The sequence below is a fragment of the Micromonospora sp. GCM10011541 genome, assembly GCF_042650725.1.
GTDB lineage: Bacteria > Actinomycetota > Actinomycetes > Mycobacteriales > Micromonosporaceae > Micromonospora > Micromonospora sicca.
This window is the reverse complement of the sequence record NZ_JBHSBP010000031.1, coordinates 16,828-37,845: the sequence shown is the minus strand read 5'-3', so window position 1 is coordinate 37,845 and position 21,018 is coordinate 16,828. Positions and strand designations below refer to the sequence as shown.

At 70.2% G+C, this 21,018-nt stretch carries 18 protein-coding genes; 5 read left to right on the top strand and 13 right to left on the bottom strand.

All coding sequences use genetic code 11. The annotated features are described in order from the left end of the window. Positions 1-14 precede the first annotated feature (14 nt). The 9 genes from ACFOYX_RS12800 to ACFOYX_RS12760 form a co-directional block, all read right to left on the bottom strand. Positions 15-1,349, bottom strand: coding sequence for an L-fuconate dehydratase (locus tag ACFOYX_RS12800; protein WP_322442429.1), 1,335 nt, complete (start codon positions 1,347-1,349; stop codon positions 15-17). Continuing rightward, positions 1,349-2,188, bottom strand: coding sequence for a fumarylacetoacetate hydrolase family protein (locus ACFOYX_RS12795; protein ID WP_109804196.1), 840 nt, complete (start codon positions 2,186-2,188; stop codon positions 1,349-1,351). The genes ACFOYX_RS12800 and ACFOYX_RS12795 overlap by 1 nt, the downstream gene beginning before the upstream one ends. Continuing rightward, positions 2,185-3,033, bottom strand: a complete 849-nt coding sequence (locus ACFOYX_RS12790; protein WP_322442430.1) for an amidohydrolase family protein — start codon at positions 3,031-3,033, stop codon at positions 2,185-2,187. The genes ACFOYX_RS12795 and ACFOYX_RS12790 overlap by 4 nt, the downstream gene beginning before the upstream one ends. Next, positions 3,030-4,007, bottom strand: a complete 978-nt coding sequence (locus tag ACFOYX_RS12785) for an aldo/keto reductase (RefSeq protein ID WP_322442431.1) — start codon at positions 4,005-4,007, stop codon at positions 3,030-3,032. Before ACFOYX_RS12785 ends, ACFOYX_RS12790 begins: the two co-directional genes overlap by 4 nt. 79 nt (positions 4,008-4,086) lie before the next feature. After that, the gene (locus ACFOYX_RS12780; protein WP_322442432.1) at positions 4,087-5,175 is read right to left on the bottom strand and encodes a mandelate racemase/muconate lactonizing enzyme family protein; all 1,089 of its coding nucleotides are present in this window, start codon (positions 5,173-5,175) and stop codon (positions 4,087-4,089) included. A gap of 177 nt (positions 5,176-5,352) precedes the next feature. Further along, complete coding sequence (locus ACFOYX_RS12775; RefSeq protein WP_377533996.1) at positions 5,353-7,014, bottom strand: ABC transporter substrate-binding protein; 1,662 nt, start codon at positions 7,012-7,014, stop codon at positions 5,353-5,355. Positions 7,015-7,042: 28 nt separating this feature from the next. After that, complete coding sequence (locus ACFOYX_RS12770; protein WP_322442434.1) at positions 7,043-7,984, bottom strand: carbohydrate ABC transporter permease; 942 nt, start codon at positions 7,982-7,984, stop codon at positions 7,043-7,045. Next, positions 7,981-8,991, bottom strand: coding sequence for a sugar ABC transporter permease (locus ACFOYX_RS12765; protein ID WP_109804204.1), 1,011 nt, complete (start codon positions 8,989-8,991; stop codon positions 7,981-7,983). Before ACFOYX_RS12765 ends, ACFOYX_RS12770 begins: the two co-directional genes overlap by 4 nt. Then, positions 8,991-9,287, bottom strand: a complete 297-nt coding sequence (locus ACFOYX_RS12760) for a hypothetical protein (RefSeq protein WP_322442435.1) — start codon at positions 9,285-9,287, stop codon at positions 8,991-8,993. The genes ACFOYX_RS12765 and ACFOYX_RS12760 overlap by 1 nt, the downstream gene beginning before the upstream one ends. Before the next feature lie 278 nt (positions 9,288-9,565). Between ACFOYX_RS12760 and ACFOYX_RS12755 the strand changes: the two genes are divergently transcribed. After that, the gene (locus tag ACFOYX_RS12755) at positions 9,566-11,659 is read left to right on the top strand and encodes an alpha-galactosidase (protein ID WP_109803089.1); all 2,094 of its coding nucleotides are present in this window, start codon (positions 9,566-9,568) and stop codon (positions 11,657-11,659) included. Between the two features lie 68 nt (positions 11,660-11,727). Here ACFOYX_RS12755 and ACFOYX_RS12750 read toward each other — a convergent pair whose 3' ends face one another. Continuing rightward, positions 11,728-12,684 carry an acetylxylan esterase gene (locus ACFOYX_RS12750; protein ID WP_322442436.1) on the bottom strand — a complete coding sequence of 319 codons (957 nt, stop codon included), beginning with the start codon at positions 12,682-12,684 and terminating at the stop codon, positions 11,728-11,730. Positions 12,685-12,816: 132 nt separating this feature from the next. On the opposite strand from ACFOYX_RS12750, the gene ACFOYX_RS12745 reads away from it, so the two are divergent. The 4 genes from ACFOYX_RS12745 to ACFOYX_RS12730 are packed head-to-tail and all read left to right on the top strand — an operon-like array spanning position 12,817 to position 16,810. Continuing rightward, on the top strand, positions 12,817-13,971 hold the full coding sequence (locus tag ACFOYX_RS12745; protein WP_109803091.1) for an ROK family transcriptional regulator: 1,155 nt from the start codon (positions 12,817-12,819) through the stop codon (positions 13,969-13,971). A gap of 57 nt (positions 13,972-14,028) precedes the next feature. After that, entirely contained in the window at positions 14,029-14,739 is a 711-nt protein-coding gene (locus tag ACFOYX_RS12740) for a (Fe-S)-binding protein (protein WP_322442437.1), read from the top strand. After that, positions 14,736-16,193 carry a lactate utilization protein B gene (locus tag ACFOYX_RS12735; RefSeq protein ID WP_322442438.1) on the top strand — a complete coding sequence of 486 codons (1,458 nt, stop codon included), beginning with the start codon at positions 14,736-14,738 and terminating at the stop codon, positions 16,191-16,193. The genes ACFOYX_RS12740 and ACFOYX_RS12735 overlap by 4 nt, the downstream gene beginning before the upstream one ends. Further along, positions 16,175-16,810, top strand: a complete 636-nt coding sequence (locus ACFOYX_RS12730; protein WP_322442439.1) for an LUD domain-containing protein — start codon at positions 16,175-16,177, stop codon at positions 16,808-16,810. The genes ACFOYX_RS12735 and ACFOYX_RS12730 overlap by 19 nt, the downstream gene beginning before the upstream one ends. Positions 16,811-16,846: 36 nt before the next feature. On the opposite strand, the gene ACFOYX_RS12725 is transcribed toward ACFOYX_RS12730, so the two are convergent. The 3 genes from ACFOYX_RS12725 to ACFOYX_RS12715 form a co-directional block, all read right to left on the bottom strand. After that, positions 16,847-18,019: an ROK family transcriptional regulator gene (locus ACFOYX_RS12725; protein WP_322442440.1), complete on the bottom strand. Its 1,173-nt coding sequence runs from the start codon at positions 18,017-18,019 to the stop codon at positions 16,847-16,849. A gap of 144 nt (positions 18,020-18,163) precedes the next feature. After that, complete coding sequence (locus ACFOYX_RS12720; RefSeq protein ID WP_322442441.1) at positions 18,164-20,647, bottom strand: glycoside hydrolase N-terminal domain-containing protein; 2,484 nt, start codon at positions 20,645-20,647, stop codon at positions 18,164-18,166. Then, positions 20,647-20,907, bottom strand: a complete 261-nt coding sequence (locus tag ACFOYX_RS12715; protein ID WP_322442442.1) for a hypothetical protein — start codon at positions 20,905-20,907, stop codon at positions 20,647-20,649. The genes ACFOYX_RS12720 and ACFOYX_RS12715 overlap by 1 nt, the downstream gene beginning before the upstream one ends. Positions 20,908-21,018 lie beyond the last annotated feature (111 nt).

Below are 21,018 nucleotides of genomic sequence, written 5' to 3'. Positions count from 1 at the left end.
AAGAGTGCTCTCTTTCAGATCCGCCCGGTGGGGATTGACGCCGGGGATGCCCATGCCGGGCCGTCGGGGTAGGAGTAGGTAGCGAGGCCTTCCTGGCTCATTTCGGCCGAAAAGCCGGGCTGGGTCGGCGCGACGTAGTGGCCGTTGCGGACGATCGCCGGGGCGAGGAAGTGCTCGTGCAGGTGGTCGACGAACTCGAGGACGCGGTTCTCGGTCGTTCCCGACACGGCCACGAAGTCGAACATCGACAGGTGTTGGACGAGTTCGCACAGACCGACGCCGCCGGCGTGCGGGCACACCGGCACACCGTACTTCGCGGCCAGCAGCAGGATCGCGAGGTTCTCGTTGACGCCACCGACCCGGCACGCGTCGATCTGCACGAAGTCGACCGCGCCCGCCTGGAGCAGCTGTTTGAACACGATCCGGTTCTGCACGTGTTCACCGGTTGCGACCCGGATCGGCCTGCCCTCGGGCGCCGCGGTGGCAAGAGCGGCGCGGATCGCGGCGTGCCCGAGCACATCGTCGGGGCTGGTGGGCTCCTCGATCCACCACGGGTCGTACGGGGCCAGCGCCGTCATCCACTCGACTGCCACTGCGACGTCCCAACGCTGGTTGGCGTCGACCGCGATCCGGATGCCCGGGCCCACGGCCTCGCGAGCCAACCGGAAGCGGTGGACGTCGTCGGACAGATCAGCACCGACCTTCAGCTTGATCTGGGTGAACCCGTCGGCCACCGCCTGCTTCGCCAGCCGAACCAGCTTCTCGTCGTCGTACCCGAGCCAGCCCGGTGAGGTGGTGTAGGCGGGGTATCCGCGGGCCTGCAGCGTTGCGATCCGCCCGGCCCGGCCGGGCTCGGCGGCCCGCAGGATCCGCAACGCCTCCTGTGGGGTGAGCGCGTCGGTGAGGTAGCGCCAGTCGACGAGGTCGACGATCCGCTCGGGGGTGAGGTCGGCGAGATAGCGCCAGACAGGTTTACCGGCGCGCTTGGCGACCAGGTCCCACATCGCGTTGATGAGTGCTGCGGCGGCGAGGTGTACGACCCCCTTTTCCGGCCCCAGCCAGCGCAGTTGCGAGTCGTGGGTGAGGCTGCGGGCGAACGCGCCGAGGTCGACGGCATCGGGGTCGACGCCGACGACGAACGGGGCGAGCACCTCGATCGCCACCCGACAGATGTCGTTGCCGCGGCCGATGGTGAACGTGAACCCGTGCCCGTCGGGCCCCTCGTCGGTGCGCAGGACGACGTAGGCGGCCGAGTAGTCCGGGTCGGGGTTCATCGCGTCCGAGCCGTCCAGCTCGCGCGAGGTCGGAAACCGTACGTCGAAGGTGTCGACGGCGACGATCACGGCCATCAGGCGCTCCTCAGGAGCGAACGCTGCCGGCCGAGGCCGTCGATCTCGACCTCCATCACGTCACCCGGCGCCAGGTACGGGAAGCGGCCCGAGAGCGCCACACCCTGCGGCGTGCCGGTGTTGACGAGGTCCCCCGGATCCAGGACGGAGTACTGGGACAGGTGCCACACCAGGTACGCCACGTCGAAGATCATGTCTTTGGTGGAGGAGTCCTGCCGGATGTCGTCGTTGACCCACGAGCGCAGCCGCAGCGCCTGCGGGTCGGTGATCTCGTCGGGCGTCACCAGCCACGGTCCGAGCGGCTGGAAGGTCTCGCACGACTTCCCCTTCGACCACTGCCCGCCCGACTGCGCGAGCTGAAAGTCCCGCTCTGACACGTCGTTGGACAGCACGAAACCGGCGATGTGCCCGAGCGCTTCCTCAGGGGAGGACAGGTACCGAGCGCGCCGGCCGATCACCACGCCCAGCTCGACCTCCCAATCGGTCTTCGCCGATCCGGGCGGGATCAGCACGTCGTCGAACGGACCGACCACGGTGTTCGGGGCCTTGTAGAAGATGATCGGCGTGGTCGGCGGCTGCGCGCCGGACTCGGCCGCGTGGGCGGCGTAGTTCTGGCCGACGCAGAGGATCACGCCGGGGCGCGCGACGGGTGCCCCGATCCGCTGTCCCACGATGTCGATCTCGGGCAGGCCGGTCGCCTCGCCTACGCGCCGCAGCCCGTCGGAGGCGAAGAACGCCGGGTCGAGATCGGCGGTGACCGACGACAGATCGAAGTGACGGCCGTCGGCGTACAGAACGGGCTTCTCCTCCCCCGCCGGTCCAACACGCATGAGCTTCAAGAGCCAACCTCCAGACGATAGGTACGGATCGCGGTGCCGGCCGCGATGGCGGTCCGCTCGCCTGCCGACAGCTCGCTCAGGCAACTGTCGATCGCCTCGAGGGCAGCGGGGTACGAGGCGACGAGTTCGCAGACCGGCCAGTCGGAACCGACCATGAGCCGCTCGGGACCGAAGAGGTCCAGAGCGGTGTCGACGTACGGCCGGATGGTGGAGACGTTCCACCGGGGGCCAGCCTCGGTCAGCAGGCCGGACAGCTTCGCGACGACGTTGCCACAGGCGGCCAGTCCCGCCACGGCCGCGCGCCACTCGGCGAACCCCTCGGCTCCCGCGCCGATCCGGGGCTTGCCGAGGTGGTCGAGCACGAAGGTGGTGCCCGGGGTGGCGCGCGCCGCAGCGGCGCTGGCGGCCAGCTGTCCGACCCGGACGATCAGGTCGTAGGTCAAACCCGCGGCGCCGATGGTGGTCAGCGCCGCCCGCACGTCCACCCGGGCGAGGAACGCCGGGTCGTCGACGCCCTGCACCTGGTCGCGGATACCGACGAGTTTCGCTCCGCCGGGCAGGTCGCGGTAGCCGGCCAGGGTGGCGGGCAGGTCCGGATCGGTGAGGGACGCCCAACCGACCACGCCCGCGATGTGCGCAGTGGCGGCGGCCAGGGCGAGGAACTCGGCGGTTTCGGCGACGTCGCAGCGGCCCGCCTCGACCAGCACGCCAGCCGTGACGCCTGCCGCCGCCAGCCGGGGCGTGAGGTCGGCGACCGTGTAATCGCGCCGGATCGCCGCCAGACCCGGCGCGGCGAGCCACGGGTAGTCGGCGGTCCACAGGTGGTGGTGTGCGTCGACGATCACGGTGTGGGCACCTCCTCCGGCAGCAGGCCGTCCTTCTTCAGATCGGCCCACAGGGCGCCCGGGATCTCCCATTCGAACATCTCCAGGTTGTCGGTGATCTGCTCGGGATCCCGGGCTCCGACCACGACGCTGGCGACGGCCGGATGGCCGAGCGGGAACTGGATCGCCGCCGCCCTCAGTGGCACCGAGTGCCGCTCGCACACCGCCTGGATCGCCAGCGCCCGTTCGATCAGGGTCCGCTCGGCCGGGGCGTAGTCGTAGTGGGCGCCCGGCTTCGGGTCGGCGAGCAGGCCCGAGTTGTACGCCCCGGCCGCGAGAACCGAGATGCCCCTCTCCAGGCACAGCGGCAACAGCTCGGCCGACCCCGATTGATCCAGCAGCGTGTATCGCCCGGCGAGCATGAAACAGTCGAAGTCGCCGGCCCGAGCGAGGTCGACCAGCATCTCCGCCTGATTCATGCCTGCGCTGACCGCGTCGATGTCGCCCCGCGCGCGCAAGTCGGCCAGCGCCGGGTAGGCCCCGCTCACCGCTTCGTCGAAGTGGTGGTCCGGGTCGTGGATGTGCGCGATGTCGACCCGGTCCAGGCCCAGCCGCTGGAGGCTCTCCGCGTGCGAGCGCAGCACCCCGTCGTAGGAGAAATCGAAGACCGGAGTGAGCTCGCTCGGCTCCGCCCAGAACTCCTGCTCCGCGACGCCGCCCGGCACGAGCAGCCGACCGACCTTGGTCGACAGCGTGAACTCCTCGCGCGGCTTGCCCGACAGCACCGCACCGGCCCGGCGCTCCGACAGGCCGCCGCCGTAGAGCGGGGCGGTGTCGAAGTAGCGCAGTCCGAGGTTCCAGGCCGCCTCGACCGTGGCCCGGGCGACCTCGTCGCCGACGGCGGTGAACAGCCCGCCGATCGGTGCGAGCCCGAAGCCCAGCCGGGTCACCTCCACCTCGGTGCGCCCCAGTCGGACCTTCTCTGTGGCTTTCACTCGCCCTCCCGCGAACCGTGGCTGAGATCGAGCCGGGCGTGGGGCGCCGGGGGCGCCGCCGCCGGAGTGATGGCGGTCGTCACGCGACTCGCCTGGACTCGATCGCGTCCCAGTCCCAGTCGATGCCGAGCCCGGGGGCGGTCGGAGCGAGAGCGTGGCCTCCCGCGACGGCGATCTCGGACCGGGTCACCGCCCGCAGCTGCGGGATGTACTCAAGGTATCGACTGTTGGGCACCGCGGCACACAGGCTCACGTGCAGCTCCATGAGGAAATGCGGGCAGACTTCGACGTTGCACGCCTCTGCCAGGTGGGCGACCTTGAGCCAGGGGGTGATCCCGCCGACCCGGGCGACGTCGACCTGGATGATGCCCGCAGCCTGGCGGCGCAGGTATTCGGCGAACTGCCCGATCGAATACATCGACTCGCCGACGGCGATCGGGATGCTGGTCGAGCGGGCGAGCAGCTCGTGCCCGGCGACGTCGTCGGCAGGCAGCGGCTCCTCGAACCAGGCGAGCCCGTACGGTTCGAGCAGCCGCGCCCGGCGGATGGCCTCCGCGGCGGTGAGCGACTGGTTGGCGTCGACCATCACGTCGAGCCGGTCGCCGACGGCGGCTCGGACCGCAGCGATCCGCTCGGCGTCCTCGGCCGGATCGGGCTTGCCCACCTTCAGCTTGACGCCGAGCCAGCCGGCCGCCTGTGCCGCTTTCGCCCCGGCGACCAGCTCCTCGGTGCTGAGCTGCAGCCAGCCGCCCTCGGTGTCGTAGAGCGGAATGCGGTCCCTGGCCCCGCCGGCCAGCATCCACAGGGGCAGGCCGGCGGCCTTGGCACGCAGGTCCCACAGCGCGGTGTCGACAGCGGCCAGGGCCAATGAGGTGATCGCGCCGACGGCGGTGGCGCGGGTGCTGGCGTAGAGATCTCGCCAGACCGCCTCCACCCGGGCCGCGTCCAGGCCGATCAGGCGGGGCACCAGGTGGTCGCGCAGGAGCGCGAGCACGGCGGTGCCGCCGGTCCCGATGGTGTACGAGTAACCGGTACCCTGCTGGCCGTCGGCCGTGCGGACCTCGACGAAAACCGTCTCCTGCTTGACGAACGCCTGCACCGCATCGGTGCGGACCGTCTCGACGGCGATATCGACCAGGTACGCCTCGGCATGCGTGATCGTGGACATCACTGGCACGTCAGGTACTCCGCTCGATGAGAACCAGCCCGACACAGGCCAGCACAGTGTGCTCAAGCCGGTCCACGAGGACATCTCGCAGCGTCGACCGTCGCGCCCAGCCGGCCGGCGCCGACCGCAGCGGCCTCCGCCTGCTCTGCGGCCGGCGCCGGCCGGCTGGGCGCAGTGTCACTTGCCGGCCTTGTACCCGTCGTAGTCCTTCTGGTTCAGTTCCAGGTACCGCTTCAAGCCGACGCCGTCGAGACCCTTGACGTAGGCGTCCCAGTCGGTGTCGATGTTCTTCGACCCCGTGATGAAGGCCAGCTGCCCCTGCGAGACATAGCTGTCGAGGTTGGTCTTCAGCGTGGCGATCTCGGCGCTGACACTCGGGTCGGTCCAGACCGAGACGGTCGGGAAGAACTGCGCCTTGTCATCGTGGCCCTCGTACAGCTTGGTTGCCTGGAACAACCGCCGCTCGTATCCGGCCTCGGCGTAGATGTCCATCGGGACCACGTTGGCGTTGCGGTAGGCGAGGGTCAGGTTGTACTGCGCCATCGAGTCCCAGGAGAGGTTCTTGGGCGCCTGCGTACCAGGCGTGCGCTTGTACAGCGGCTGGACACTGTTGTCGAGCGCGATGTCGCCGGCTCCCGGCTTGTTCCAGCCCACGCCCTCCGGACCCATCACCGCGATGTTGGTGCCCTCGGTCGTGTAGATGTAGTCGAGCATCTTGATCGCCGCGACCTGCGCCTCCTTGCTGGCCTTGTTGGTCAGCATGAAGGTGAAGGTGCTGGAGCTCGGGTAGTTCAGGCCGCTGTAGCTCTTACCGGACGGCCCGGTGAGCGGTGGCGCGGCGTCGTACTGCTTGTCACGGCCGTCCTTGGAGCCCAGCTGGACGAAGATGGCCGGGTGCAGGAGAGGCGACGAGCCGATCATGACGGCGTCGGGGTTGTTGCCGGTCGCCTGTAGTGCCTCGGCGTTCTGGGTGAACGAGGCCTGGTCGATCAAACCCTCCTGGAACAGCGAGTGGATGTACTTCAGGCCTTCGCGCCACTCCGGCGTGTTCACCGGAGTGCTGACCTTGTCGCCGTCGAGGGTGAGCAGCCCGAGACCGCCGTTGTTCGCACCGGCCGGCGGGTAGGCGAACCCGCCCATCAGGTAGTCGATCAGGTGGCCGTCCTGCACGTCGGCGGTCATCGGGATCTCGTCGGCCTTGCCGTTGCCGTTCGGGTCCTTGGTCTTGAACGCCCGCAGGACCGTACGCAGCTCCTCGGTGGTCTTCGGCATGGGCAGGTTCAGCTTCTTCAACCAGGCACTGTTGATCCACAACTTGTCCGGGTAACTGCAGTGGAAGCAGTCCGACCATTGCGGCAACGCGTAGATGTGCCCGTCGGGCGCAGTCGACATCTCCCTGAGCGTCTGGTTGGAGTCCAACGCCTTCTGGATGTTCGGCGCGTTGTCCTTGATCAGCTTCTCCAGCGGCACCGCGACGCCCTGCTTGCCCAGCTTCAGCACGTCGGCCTGGGAAAACCCGTCCACCCAGGGGATAAGCATGAACAGGTCCGGGTAGTCGCCGCTGGCGAGCGAGATCTGCCTCTTCTCCCTGGCCGGCCCCGCGTCGAACGTGGTGGTCTGCCAGCGGAACTGGATCTTGAACTTGTCACTCATCAACTTCGTGACCGGGTTGGTGTCCAGATTCAGGTCCGCGTTGGCGGGCGAGAACGTGTCGACGATGACCTTGCCGTCGGGGCCCATCTCGGCCTTGGGGGCGTCATTCTTGTTGTCGGAACTGCACCCCGCCACCGCCAGTGCCGCGGCGATCGTCAGTGCAGCGACTTTCCTGATAGAACGCATTTCTATGGTTCCTTCCAATCGCGAATTGCTATCCCTTGACGGCGCCGACCAGCACGCCCTTGGTGAAGTGGCGGGCGATGAACGGGTAGATGATCAGTACGGGCAGGCTCGACACGACGATGAGGGCGTACTTCAAGACGTTGGCGAGCTGCTGCTGTTGGAGCTGCTGCGCCACGTCCGTTGCGCCGACGTTGCGCTGGTTCAGGATGAGCATGTTCCTGAGCACGATCTGCAGTGGATATAGATCGGGATCCTTGAGATAGACCAGGGCGTCGAAGTAGGTGTTCCATTGGTAGATCGTGTACATCAGCACGAGGACGGCCAGCAGCGGCTTCGACAGCGGCAGCACTACCGACCGGAGAAACCGCAGCTCGCTCGCCCCGTCCAGCGTCGCCGCCTCATAGAGCTCGTCCGGGATCGAGTGAGCGAAGAAGGTGCGCGCGATGATCACCTGCCAGACGCCGATCGCGTTGGGGATCAGCAGCGCCCAGCGGGTGTTCAGCAGGCCGAGGTCCTGGACCACCATGTACGTCGGGATCAGGCCGCCCGAGAACAGCATCGTGAAGATCAGGACGGTCATCAGCACGTTGCGCCCGAAGAACGTCTTGCGCGACAACGGGTAGGCAATGGCCACGGTCAGCGTGACGCTGATCAGGGTGCCGGCGACGGCGTAGATCAGTGAGTTGTAGTACCCCCGCAGGACCTGCGGGTTGCTGAGAGCGACTTTGTAGGCGTGCAGCGAGAACTCGACCGGCCAGAACTTCACCCGGCCTGCGCTGACGGCGGTCGCGCTACTGAAGGAGCTGGCGACGATGTAGATCAACGGCAGCAGCACCAGCGCCAGCATCACGGCGAGCATGAGCGTGATGACGACCAGGAACACTCGGTCGCCGAACGGCTCGCGGACCTTCTTCGTGGCCGCCGGCTTCCGCCGCGGCCTGGACAGGGTTGCCATCGTCGGCGTGCTCATCGCCATAGTCCACTCCCGGTGATCCGCTTGGCAGCGAAGTTGACCAGCAGCAGCAGGCAGAGGTTGACCACCGAGTTGAACAGGCCGACGGCGGTCGCCATGCTGAAGTCCGCGTTGATCAGGCCGGTCTTGTAGACGTAGGTGGGGATGATCTCCGACTGCGCCAGGTTCAGATCGTTCTGCAGCAGGTAGGCCTTCTCGAATCCGATCGCCATCATGTTCCCCACGCCGAGGATCAGGACGATCACCGCGGTGGGCATGATTCCCGGCAGGTCGATGTGCCGGATCCGTTGCAGCCGGCTGGCACCGTCGATCTTGGCCGACTCGTGCAGCGCCGGATCGATGCCGGCGAGCGCCGCCATGTAGATGACGGCCGAGTAACCCGCGGTCTGCCAGACGTCGGACCAGACATAGATGTGCCGGAAGTAGTTCGGATCGCCGAGGAAGTTGATCGGCGCGATCCCGAACAGCCCGAGCCCGTCGTTCACGACGCCGAGCCGCGGCGACAGCACGAGGATCGTCATCGAGACCACCACGACGGTGGAGATGAAGTAGGGCGCGTAGGTGACCATCTGCACGGTGCGCTTGAACCAGCCGTTGCCGATCTCGTTCAGCGCGATGGCAAGCATGATCGGGATCGGGAAGCTCGCCAGCACCAGATAGAACGCCAGGATGAAGGTGTTCTCCAGCAGCGTGCCGAAAACCGGGTTGGTGAAGAACAGTTCGAAGTTCTTGAAGCCGATCCAGTCGCTGCCCCACGGCCCCTGGATGACGTTGTAGTCCTTGAACGCGATGACGGCGTTGCCGATCGGAATGTACTTGAAGATGACAAAGTACGCCAACGGCACGATCACCAGCAGGTACAGCTGCCAATGCAGCCGCCAGGATCGCTGCGCCTCGGCCCAGCGGCTACGCCGACGCGTGGGCGCGTTCCTGCGCCAAGGGGACCGGACCCGCAGCCGGGTCACGCCGGCCGGCGGACTCGGGCGCGGCGTGGTGATCGTCATCAGGCCACCCACAGGTCGTCGGTGGCGTCCAGGTCCCCACGGGGTACGCCCCGCGGCCGAACCGAGTCGTCCACTGGTCTGGTGCGGGTGATGGCACCCGGCTGCGGGATGTGCTCGACGTGCCTGCCGGCGGGGCTCGGCTTCGGACCGGGTGCGGCAGCCTGCGCCGGGACGTCGCTGGCGGCGGGCGTCGCGCCCAGCCGGGCGGCCAGCGCCGTTTGGCGGGTGCGGACGCGGCTCGCTCGCCCGGCGGAGAGGCCGCCGGGCTGCCCGGGGCTGCGTGACGGTGACCTCACAGTCACACCTCCTACTGGTGGGTGGGGGTGGTGCCGATTCGCGGTGTGGCCGGCCGGGGGCCGGATCGACGCGGGTGGGCCAGGGGACGACGAGCGACCGACGGCTCACCGCGGGACTCAGCTGGGCGCCGGGTTGCGGGTGGACCGGTGACGGTCCGGGGAAACATGGCCGAAACCTAGGCCCAATATTTAACTTCGTCAAGTATTGATTTAGGCTGGCGTGGGTCCTACTCTCGGCGGCACTCATCTGCGCGTCGCCCACCACCGCCGAGGACTTGATGCCCCCTGTGTTGTTCGATCCCGATCACCGCCTCTGGCTGTTGCGCGGCCCGACCACCGCGTACGCCATCCGGCTCGCCGACGACGACACCGTGCGACATGTCCACTGGGGAGCGACGCTGACGCTGACCGAGGCGGTGAAGGTTGCCGAGCGCATCTCCCCGGCGGCGAGCAGTTTCGAGGCGGTGGCCGCGGTGGACGAACTGGCGGTGGAGGGCGGCGCCCGCTTCGGACCACCCAGCCTGCTCGTGCGCTTCGCCGACGGCACCCGCGGCGTCCAGTGGCGGTACGCCGGCCACGACGTCGACGGCGGCCACCTGCGCATCCGGCTGCACGACCGGCACTACCCGCTGCGCCTCACCCTGCACTACCGGGTATGCGCCGACAGCGACGTGATCGAGCGGTGGACGACCGTCGAGAACCACGACGACCGCACCCCGATCACGGTGCTGCGCTGCGACTCCGCCGCCTGGGCGGCACCGCACCGGACGGACTACCGGGTGAGCCACCTCGTCGGCGGCTGGAACAGCGAGTTCCAGCTCCGACGCACCGACGTCGCCGTGGCCGAGACGGTCTTCACCAGCCGGCGCGGGGTGACCAGCCACCACGCCAATCCCTGGCTCGCCGTCGACGACGGCACGGCAGGCGAGGAGCACGGCGAGGTCTGGAGCACCGCGCTGGCCTGGAGCGGCAGCTGGCGAATCACCTTGCACCGGGACCCGGTCGGCCGCACGACCTGGACGGGCGGCTTCGGCCACGAAGGGCTGACCTGGTCGCTGGCCCCCGGCGAGGCGCTGGACACCCCGGTGTTCGCCGGCCTCTACACGGCGGGCGGATTCGGGGCCGCCAGCCGCGCCTGGCACGGGTACGTGCGCCGGCACGTGCTGTCCCACCCGAACGAGACGCGACCCGTGCTCTACAACTCGTGGGAGGCGACCGGGTTCGACGTGGACGAGGTCGGCCAGATCGCCCTGGCGGCGCGCGCCGCGAGCCTCGGCGTCGAGCTGTTCGTGATGGACGACGGTTGGTTCGGCGCCCGCACCGGCGACCACGTGGGCCTCGGCGACTGGGTGCCCAACCCGGTCCGATTCCCCAACGGGCTGCGCCCGCTCGCAGCGGAGGTGCGGCGGCTCGGCATGCGCTTCGGCCTGTGGGTGGAACCGGAGATGGTCAACCCGGACAGCGACCTCTACCGGGCGCACCCGGACTGGGTGCTGCACATGACCAACCGCGACCGCACCGAGCTGCGCAACCAGCTGGTGCTGAACCTCGGCCGGCCGGACACCGCCGAATGGACCCACGCCTGGCTCGACCGGCTGGTGGCCGCGCACGACATCGACTTCCTCAAGTGGGACGCCAACCGGCCGTTCACCGAGGCCGGGTGGCCCGGGCACGGCGATCCCGACCGGCTGTGGATCGAGCACACCCGCGCGGTCTACCGGATCATGGACCGGCTGCGGGCCGACCACCCGGGCCTGCGCATCGAGGCGTGCGCCGGCGGCGGCGGGCGGGCCGACCTGGGCATCCTGGCCCGTACCGACCAGGTGTGGACGTCGGACAACACCGACCCGGTCGACCGGATCGACATCCAGCACGGCTTCAGCCAGCTCTACCCCGCCCAGGTCATGGGCGCCTGGGTCACCGACAGCCCGAACGCGGCCACCGCCCGGGAGACTCCGCTGCGGTTCCGGTTCCACGTCGCCATGGCCGGCGTTCTGGGCATCGGCGGCGACCTCGCCGCGTGGACCGACGACGAGCTCAAGGAGGCCGTCGAGCTGATCGCCGCGTACAAGCGCATCCGGCCGGTCGTCCAGCACGGTACGGCCTACCGGCTGCGCGGCGACGGCACGCTGACCGCGGTGCAGTACGCCCACGGCGACGAGCACGTGGTGCTCGCCTGGTGCCCGACCCGCCCGTACGGCCACGCAACCGCCCCATTGCGGCTGACCGCAGTGCGGCCGGAGGTGGTGTACCGGGACACCGACACGGGGGCGACGTACGCGGGTGCCGTGCTGCTCGGTTCCGGCCTGCCCCTCGACCTGCCGTCAGGCGACCACGCCAGCACGCTCGTCCACCTGCGGCCGGTGGGCTGAGCCGGGGCTCAAGGCCGGATCCACGGATCAGGTTCGGGGCGGGCCGCGAGGCGCTGAACCTGCACCCGTCACCCCAACAGGTCTCGCAGCCAGCGCAACTGGATCGGTGGCTGGAACGTCGCGCCGCCCTCGTGCCCGTTGTACGGCCAGACCTGAAGCTCCTTCGGGCCCGCGTAATGGTTGTACGCGGCGAGCACGGTCGACGGTGGGCAGACGTCGTCCATCAACGCCACCGAGTACAGCGCTGGTGCGGTGGCCCGCGCCGCGAAGTTGACGCCGTCGAAGTAGCCCAGCGTGCGGAACACCTGCTCGATCCGGTCACGGTTCGTCGCGCAGAAGTCCGCCAGCTCCTGATACGGGTGCGAGTCGGTGATCTCGGTGGCGCGCCGGAAGTGGGTCAGGAACGGCAGGTCGATCAGCGCGGCCCGTACATGGCGGTGCAGGCCGGCGACCGCCTGCGCGATGCCGCCGCCCTGGCTGGCACCGGCGACGACGATCCGGGTGCGGTCCACGTCCGGGTGAGCGGCCGCCGCGTCCACCGCCCGCACCGCGTCGGTGAACAACCGGCGGTAGTAGTACTGCTCAGGATCCAGCACGCCGCGCGTCAGCAGACCGGAGTGCTGCGGCGTGTCGCCGCCAGGCAGGTCGGGGGTGTCGCCGTCGCCCTGCCCGCGGGAGTCCACCACGAGCACCGCGTACCCGGCCGCCGGCCACAGCAGCCACTCGTGGGGCCGGCCCCGGCCGCCGCCGTAGCCGATGAACTGCACGACGCACGGCAGCGGCCCGGCCACGTCCGCAGGGGCGAGGAACCAGGCGGCCACCCGCTGTCCCTCGTAGCCGCTGAACCGCGCGTCCTGCACCCGCACGCCAGGCAGCAACGCGTCGTACGGGGTGAACTCCGGCTTCAGCTCGTGCCGCGCCGCGTCGGACAGCGTCGCCCGCCAGAACGCGTCGAAGTCGTCCGGCTCGACGCGTTCCGGGCAGTAAGTGAGCAGCTCGGCGAGGGGTAGGTCGAACAGAGCCACGCTATGCCTTTCCGGTTCAGAGGGGCGACGAAGCAGGGCGGTGACGGGCGGATGAGTGCGACCGAGCGTAGAATTTCCCAAGACACGAAATCAATACTTGACGAAGTTAAATATTAAGCCTAGGTTTGGGCCATGTATCCCAAGGCGGACGTCGTCGCGCCCGCGGTAACCGCCGTCTTCACCGCGGTGCTGACCGAAGGACCACTCAGTCGGGTCCGGCTCGCTCGCCGGCTCGGGTTGTCCTCCGCCGCCGTCACCAAGGCCGCACGGCCACTCATCGAGATGGGCTACCTGCACGAACTGGCCGCGACCGAGCGGACGGGACCGGGTGCCGGGCGGCCGGCCAGCCCCCTGGCCGTCCGGGCCGACCGCGAGTTCTTCGTCGGCGTGAAGATCACCGCTGACGAGCTGATCGGCGTCGTCTGCGATCTGTGCGCGCAGGTGCGCACCGCGATCCACCGGCCGCTGACCGACCCCGACGTCGAGGCCGTCCTCACCGAGCTCGGCCACCTCGTCGACGAGCTGCTCGACAGCCCCGGTGGCTACCGGGCGCGCACCCGCCGACTGGGGCTCGCCGTCTCCGGCGACGTGGACCCCACCACCGGCCTGGTCCGGTATTCGCCATTTCTGCGGTGGCACAACGTGCCGCTGCGCGAACGCGCGGAAAAGCTCACCGGGCTCACGGTCACGGTCGAGAACGACGTGAAGGCGCTGACCACCGCCGAGCACTGGTTCGGCGAGGGCGTGGGCGCGGAGTCGTTCGCCCTCGTCACGGTGGGCACCGGCATCGGCTGTGGCCTGGTCATCGGCGGCCGGCTCGTCTCCGGCTCGCACGGCGTCGCCGGCGAGATCGGCCACATCGGCATCGACGCGAACGGCCCCACCTGCCACTGCGGCGGCCGCGGCTGCGTGGAGGCCATCGCCGGCACCGATGCCATCGTCGGACAGGCGCGGCAACGCTCCGGACGGCCGGAGCTCACCTTCGACGAAGCGGTGGATCTGGCACGCCGCGGCGATGAGCGCGTCGGCGCCGTCTTCGCCCGCGCCGGCAACGCGATCGGCTGCGGCATCGCCGCGGTCGCGAACCTGGTCGGGCCGGCCCGGATCGTCGTGTCCGGCGAAGGCCTGGCCGCCTACGACCTGTTCGAGACACACATCCGTGCGGGCTTCGAGCGCCAGGCCTTCGGCGCCGCCGCCGAGTGCCCGTTGTCGATCCGCCCGCTGCCCTTCGAGGAGTGGGCGCGTGGAGCGGCCACGGTGAGCATCCAGGCGCTCGTCGCTTCCTGAATCCGGCGTCAACTCCACCCCAGCCGGAGTGCCCCCGAACGTCCCCGAGGACCCGCCGTGCGCATCGCCCTGTTCATCACCTGCGTCAACGACCTCGCCTATCCGCAGACCGGCATCGCGGTCACCCGCATCCTGCGGCGACTCGGTCACACCGTCGAGTTCCCCGTCGCGCAGACCTGCTGCGGTCAGATGCACGCCAACACCGGGTACCGGGCGGAGGCGGTGCCGATGGTCCGCGGCTTCGCCGACACCTTCGACGGCTACGACGCTGTCGTCGCGCCGTCCGGCTCGTGCACCGCCATGATCCGCGACCAGTACCCTCGCCTGCACCCGGCTGCGGCCTCCGTCGCCGGCCGCACCTATGAACTCTCCGAGCTGCTCGTGGACGTCCTCGGCGTCACCGACGTCGGCGCCGCGTTCGCGGAGACGGTCACCTACCATCCGACCTGCCACGGCCTGCGGATGCTGCGGCTGGGCGACAAGCCGCTCACCCTGCTGCGCCACGTCCGGGGGATCCGCCTCGTCGAACTCGACGACGCCACCGAGTGCTGCGGCTTCGGCGGCACCTTCGCGCTGAAGAACGCTGCGGTGTCCACCGCGATGCTCGCCGACAAGTGCGCCCGGGTACGCGAGACGGGCGCGGCGGTGCTCGCGGCGGCGGACAACTCATGCCTGGCCCACATCGGCGGCGGCCTGGACCGCGCCCGCTCCGGCGTACGGGCGATGCACTACGCCGAGATCCTCGCCATGACGGGACACCACGCATGAGCCACCCCGCCACCCCGGCCGGAGTTCCGTCCACCGGCGGTGGCCGCATCCGCGCCCCGCTGCCGTTCCCTACCGCCGCCCGAAGCGCGGTCGCCGACGACCAGCTGCGCGCCAACCTGCACCGGGCCACCCGCACGATCCGCGGCAAACGGGCCCGGGCCGTCGACGAGGTCCCGGACTGGGCGGCGTTGCGCGATGCCGGGGCGGCGATCAAGGCCGATGTGCAGCGGCGGCTGCCCGAGCTGCTGGAGCGGTTCGAGGCGGCGGCCACGGCCGCCGGCGCCCGGGTGCACTGGGCCCGGGACGCGGCCGAGGCATGCCGGATCGTGGTCGAGCTGACCCGCGCGGCCGGCGCCGACGAGGTGGTGAAGGTCAAGTCCATGGCCACCCAGGAGATCGAGCTCAATGAGGCCCTGGCGGCGGCCGGCATCGCCGCCCACGAGACCGACCTCGCCGAGCTGATCGTGCAGCTCGGCGACGACACCCCGTCACACATCCTGGTGCCCGCGATCCACTACAACCGGACGCAGATCCGGGACATCTTCCGCCGCCGGATGGCCGACGCGCCCGCCGACCTGGGCGCGGAGCCGCGGGAGCTGGCCGAGGCGGCCCGCCTGCACCTGCGGCGCCGGTTCCTGGAGGCGAAGGTCGCCGTGTCCGGGGCGAACTTCGCGGTCGCCGACACGGGCACCCTGGTCGTGGTGGAGTCCGAGGGCAACGGGCGGATGTGCCTCACCCTGCCGCAGACCCTGATCAGCGTCGTCGGTGTCGAGAAGCTGGTGCCGGGCTTCGCCGATCTGGAGGTCTTCCTGCAACTGCTCCCGCGCTCCTCGACCGGCGAGCGGATGAACCCCTACACCTCGATGTGGACGGGGGTCACCCCGGGCGACGGCCCGCAGGACGTGCACGTGGTGCTCGTCGACAACGGACGTTCGGCGGTGCTGGCGGATCCGGTCGGCCGGTCGGCGCTGTCCTGCATCCGTTGCTCCGCCTGCCTCAACGTCTGCCCCGTCTATGGGCGGGCCGGTGGGCACGCGTACGGATCGGTGTATCCGGGGCCGATCGGGGCGATCCTGTCTCCGCAGCTGACCGGGGTGGCCGACAACGCGTCGCTGCCGTTCGCGTCCACGCTCTGCGGCGCCTGCGCCGACGTCTGCCCAGTCAAGATCGACATACCGGAGATCCTCGTCCACCTGCGTCAACAGGCACCGCACCCGGTGGCGGAGCGGACAGCCATGCGTACCCTCTCGTGGATCATGCGCAGCCCACGACGGTGGGCCCTCGCGTTGCGGGTTGCCCGCCGCGCTGCCGGCCCCCTGGGCGCCTGGCGGCATCGGCGGACCGGGACGCGCACCCTACGCCGGCTGCCCTGGCCGGCGTCGGCGTGGACGCGGTCGCGCGACGCCCCGCTGCCCGCGCCGCAGACCTTCCGTGAATGGTGGGAAAAGCAGTGACCGCCCGAGCCGAGGTCCTCGCCCGCCTGCGGGCGGCGCTGGTCGACGCACCGACGCCGGTCGACGTGCCGCGCCACTATCGCCGCGTCGCCGAGTCCGTCGATCTGGTCGAGCTGTTCGTCGACCGGCTGGTGGACTACCGCGCGGTGGTCCACCACGGTTTCGATGCTCTCCCGCGTCTGCTGGCCGGCGTCGACCGGCTCGCGGTGCCCGACGACATCCCCGGGCACTGGCTGACCGGCTTCGCCGGGCAGGTCCGCCGGGACACACCCCCGCTGTCGCCGGCCGACCTCGACGGCATGGACGCCGTACTGACCGGCTGCGCGGTAGCGGTGGCCGACACCGGCACCATCGTGCTGGACGCCGGTCAAGCCCAGGGACGCCGGGTGCTGACGCTCGTTCCCGACCGGCACATCTGTGTCGTCCGGACCGGCCAGATCGTGGGCCTGGTGCCCGAGGCCGTCGCCCGGCTCGACCCGCGCGCGCCGCAGACCTGGATCTCCGGCCCGTCGGCGACCAGCGACATCGAGCTGGACCGGGTGGAGGGGGTGCACGGGCCCCGCCGACTGGAGGTCGTCCTGATCCCCGACGACGACGTGATCGCATCCGGCCGCTGACCGAAGTCACGCCGGGGCCCGGGCCCCGGCCGCGCTTCAGATCCGGTTCTCCGCCAATCGGCGGATAGCCGAGGCTGCGGCGCCGCGTGCCCAGTCCTCAAAGGTGTGCGGGCGCGTGACGATCCGGCAGCGGCTCGCCGCGCCGAATGCGTGCTCGGCGTACGCCGCACGCAGGTGTTCCTCGAAGAGGTCGAAGTCGCTCACCGCCTCGCCGCCGATGATGACGAGTTCGGGCCCGGCGAGGTTCACCAGTGTCGCGATCGCCGTGCCGATCACGGTCGCTGCCTGCTCGAACGTCCGGACGGCGATGGGGTCGCCGCGGTGCGCCAGGTCGAGGACCTCGTCGATCGACAGATCCTTGCCGTGGCCTCGGGAGACCTCGGCGACGATGGCGGGGGTGCCTGCGACCGCCTCGACGCAGCCGCGGCGACCACAGGGGCAGATCCGGTCCGGCGAGGTCAGCGGGAGGTGCCCGATCTCGCCCGCGACGCCGTAGGCGCCTTCGACGACCGCCCCGTTGACGTGTATGCCGCTGCCGATGCCGCGGCCGATCGTGACGATCGCGAAGGAAGCGGTGCCCACGCCCACGCCGAACCAGTGCTCCCCGATCGTGAGGGCGCGAACGTCGTTCTCGACCAGCACGTCGCGGTCGAGGCGGCCGGTGAGGATCTTCCCGAGCGGCACATCGGTCCAGCCCATGATCGCAGACTCGCGGACGATGCCGCTGTGCGCGTCGACGTCGCCGGAGACGGTGACCCCGACGGCGCAGATGCGTTCGGCTCGCACGCCGAGCAGGTCTACGAGTGTGGTCCCGGTCGCCTCGATGGCGTCGACGACGATGTCGAGGTTGGTGGAACGGAGCGGACGCCGGTCGCTGGCCAGGATGCTCGTCGTCAGATCGGTCGCCACGCCGACGATTTCGTCGGCGTTGACCTTGATGCCGACGAAGACCAGCGCATCGGGAACGACCATGACCGGGTTCGCCGGCCGCCCTGGCTGCCCGTCGCGCTGCGACTCGAGCTGGTCGGAGACGAGGCCGGCCCCGATGAGCGGCGCGACCGCCTTCGTGACCGCCGCTTGCGAGAGGCCCGTGAGCCGGGCGATGTCGATGCGGGTGATCGGGCCTCGCGTGAGGATGCTCTTGAAGACCTCGGCCGCCGCCGCGGAGGCCCCTCGGAGCAGCGAGACTGCGGCGGCTGCTTCGTTCATTCCCGGGATCCCTCTTGCTTGGACGCCGGCCAGGGCGTGGTAACGCGTCGATCGGACACTACGGTAGTCAGCGAGCGGGGCGGAGCCGGCGCCGTCACTGACGCCCGGTTGGGTGGGTGTGGTGGGTCTGATGTGCCGGCGCGTTCATACGCCCGGCGGCGAAGGCCGGCGGGTGCGCCGATGGCGCTGACGCTGTCGGCGAAGATGCGATGTCCAGGTCGGCGCGGGGTGGTCGGACGGCCGTAGCGTGACCTCGCCGTGTGCCGGGAGCTCGAATTCGAGCAGCCGGTCGCCGTGCTCGACGACGATCCGGTGCGGGGCGCCGCGAACGTCGCGGATCACGGCGGTCTCGACGGCGCTGTCCGCCCAGGCGAGGTCGACCTCGAGTCCGCCGCGTGCGCGCAACCCCGCTACCCGGCCGCAGGGCCATTCCGCGGGCAGTGCGGGCAGCAGCCGGATGCGGCCGTGGTGGCTCTGCACGAGCATCTCGGCGATCCCCGCCGTGAACCCGTAATTGCCGTCGATCTGGAAGGGCGGGTGCGTGCTGAACAGGTTCGGCAGGAGCCCGCCCCACTCGGATCCGTCGACGGGGGCGAGCCTGCGGTGGTCACGGTCGAATGCGGTGATCGCCTCGAGCAGTAGTGCTCGGGCTTCGGCGGCGTCGCCGAGCCGGGCTCGAAGCGCGATCTTCCACGCCCACGACCAGCCCATCGCCCCGGGTCCGCGGGCGTCGAGGAAGCGGCGCGCCGCTTCGGCGAGCTCGGGCGTGCGGACGGGGTCGATGAGACCGAGCGGGTAGAGCGCGACGAGCGGAGACATGTGCCGATGGTGCGGGTCCTCGTCCGCGACATCCGTCGACCATTCGCGCAGCCGGCCGTCGGGGCCGACCTCGAGCTCGGGGAGCCGTTCGAGGGCGGCGGCGAGGTCGACGTCGAGCGGGTCGTCGAGGCCGAGCACGGCGATGGCCGAGCGGGCGCGCTCGAACAGCGCTCGGATGAGGGCGATGTCCGTCGTCGTCGAGACGCTGAGCGCTTCGGGCCGTCCATCGGGGCCGACGAACAGGTTCTCGGGCGAGGTCGACGGGATGGTGCGCAGCTGGCCGGTCACGGGGTCGTCGACGAGCCAGTCGAGGCAGAACAGCGCTGCCCCGCGCATGAGCGGCCATACGGTGTGCTCGAGCAGTTTGAGGTCGCCCGTGAACTCGTAATGGTCCCAGAGGTTGTGGGTGAGCCAGACGCCGCCCATCATCCAGATCGCCCAGCTCGGGCCGCCGTGACCCATGCCGACCGGCAGGCTCCAGCCCCAGAGGTCGCTGTTGTGGTGGGCGACCCAGCCGCGGGCGCCGTAGAGGCGGGCCGCGGCGTCGGAGCCGGTGCTCGCGATCCGCCGCACGAGTGCGATCAGCGGGTCGGTCGAATCGTCGAGTCCGACCACCGGTGCCGCCCAGTAGTTCATCTGCGTGTTGATGTTGATCGTGTAGTTGGACGACCAGGGCGGTCTGAGCTCGTCGTTCCAGATCCCCTGCAGGTTCGCGGCGGGATTGCCCGAGCGAGACGACGCTGCGAGCAGGTAGCGGCCGTACTCGGCGAGCACGGTCGCCCGGAGGCCCTCGTCGTCGCCCTGGAGGATGTCGCGCTCGACGTCCCAGGTGCCGGCCCGCCGACCGCCGATCGCGAAGCGCGCCCCCGAGGCATGGTCCCGCACGTCCGCGAGGTGCTCGGAGAACCGCTCGTCCGCCGTCTCCCGCAGGGCGGCCGTCGCGTTCGAGTGCGCGCGCTCCCGGATCTCCTCGCGGGAGGAGCTGCGCCAGTCGGCGCCGTCAGGGTCGGCCCACCACGATGCGGCCCGGCTCGACGTGGAAAGAGCGATCAGCAGCCGGCTCGCCCCGCGGATCCGCAGCGTGTCGCCGACGGGACCCTCGGTTCCGTCGCTTCGCACCGCGAGCGCCGCGACCGCGAAGTGGTCGAAGCCGTCGGCTTCACCGGAGAGGAAGCGATGAGCCGGCTCCACGGCCGTTTCGTGCAGGGGGGCACCGTCGATCGGCGCGACCACGTCGAGGGTGATGCCGGTCGCGGCGGTGTCGCGTCCCGCCTCGCGCAGGCGCGCCGACAGGCGTATGTCGACGTCGAGCACCGGCCGGTCGGCGAGGTACTCGACGAACAGGCAACCGGCAGGCGCGGAGACGAAGGTGCGGCGCGTGGCGGCGGCGCCGTCGATCACGAGCGATTCGGCCACGTGCGCCTCGTCGAGGTCGAGGATGCGGGCGGGCCGGCCTTCCGCGACGGCCGCGCCGCGCGTCTCGAGCTCCAGATCGACGAACGGCAGGAACTCCTGGGAGTACGGGCCCTGGAAACTCATGAGGAGCGCTTCGGCACGTCGGAGGTCTCCGGCGTCGATCGCCGACCGGATCTCGGCGAGGCGTTCGGGTCCGGCTCCGTGCGCCACGAGATCGGCGAGCGCATCGGCCGGCGCGTCGGGGTGACCCGACCAGATGGTCGCGTCGTTGACCTGGATGCGCGTCTGAGCGCCGCCGAAGACCATCGCACCGATGCGGCCGTTGCCGAGGGGCGTGGCCTCCACCCACTCGCGTGCGGGCTGCCGCCAGGCGAGGCGGAGCGTCTCGGCCATCAGTTGATTCCCGCGCCGAGCGAGCACCAGAAGAACTGGTCGCCTGCGGGCTTCACGTGGTTGCCGAAGCCGACCCAGCTGGGCCGGGTGAGGACCTTGTAGCCGGCGAAGCTCAAGTAGAGGCCGCGGAGCGTCGGGTACACCGCGAAGACGGCGAAGCCGACGAACGAGGGCGCGATGAGCGCCCAGGCGAGCCGTGCGTCCCCGCAGTGGGCCGGGGAGCTCGCGTTGATCGGGCGGCGCGGCGTCTTACGCCGCATCGCCTGTAGCGGTGGCCGCGTTTCGCGAGCCGTTGATTTCCAGAGCGCCATTGGTCTTCCTGCTCCCGCATGTTCGACCTGTCGCGCGGTGCTCGACGGCAGGTGCCCGAC

Bases quoted from the DNA above. Each gene is read 5' to 3' on its own strand.
- ACFOYX_RS12800 (WP_322442429.1), bottom strand. From the start codon at position 1,349: ATGGCCGTGATCGTCGCCGTCGACACCTTCGACGTACGGTTTCCGACC.
- ACFOYX_RS12780 (WP_322442432.1), bottom strand. From the start codon at position 5,175: ATGTCCACGATCACGCATGCCGAGGCGTACCTGGTCGATATCGCCGTC.
- ACFOYX_RS12775 (WP_377533996.1), bottom strand. From the start codon at position 7,014: ATGCGTTCTATCAGGAAAGTCGCTGCACTGACGATCGCCGCGGCACTG.
- ACFOYX_RS12770 (WP_322442434.1), bottom strand. From the start codon at position 7,984: ATGAGCACGCCGACGATGGCAACCCTGTCCAGGCCGCGGCGGAAGCCG.
- ACFOYX_RS12765 (WP_109804204.1), bottom strand. From the start codon at position 8,991: ATGACGATCACCACGCCGCGCCCGAGTCCGCCGGCCGGCGTGACCCGG.
- ACFOYX_RS12755 (WP_109803089.1), top strand. From the start codon at position 9,566: ATGCCCCCTGTGTTGTTCGATCCCGATCACCGCCTCTGGCTGTTGCGC.
- ACFOYX_RS12745 (WP_109803091.1), top strand. From the start codon at position 12,817: ATGTATCCCAAGGCGGACGTCGTCGCGCCCGCGGTAACCGCCGTCTTC.
- ACFOYX_RS12735 (WP_322442438.1), top strand. From the start codon at position 14,736: ATGAGCCACCCCGCCACCCCGGCCGGAGTTCCGTCCACCGGCGGTGGC.
- ACFOYX_RS12730 (WP_322442439.1), top strand. From the start codon at position 16,175: ATGGTGGGAAAAGCAGTGACCGCCCGAGCCGAGGTCCTCGCCCGCCTG.
- ACFOYX_RS12725 (WP_322442440.1), bottom strand. From the start codon at position 18,019: ATGAACGAAGCAGCCGCCGCAGTCTCGCTGCTCCGAGGGGCCTCCGCG.
- ACFOYX_RS12720 (WP_322442441.1), bottom strand. From the start codon at position 20,647: ATGGCCGAGACGCTCCGCCTCGCCTGGCGGCAGCCCGCACGCGAGTGG.
- ACFOYX_RS12715 (WP_322442442.1), bottom strand. From the start codon at position 20,907: ATGCGGCGTAAGACGCCGCGCCGCCCGATCAACGCGAGCTCCCCGGCC.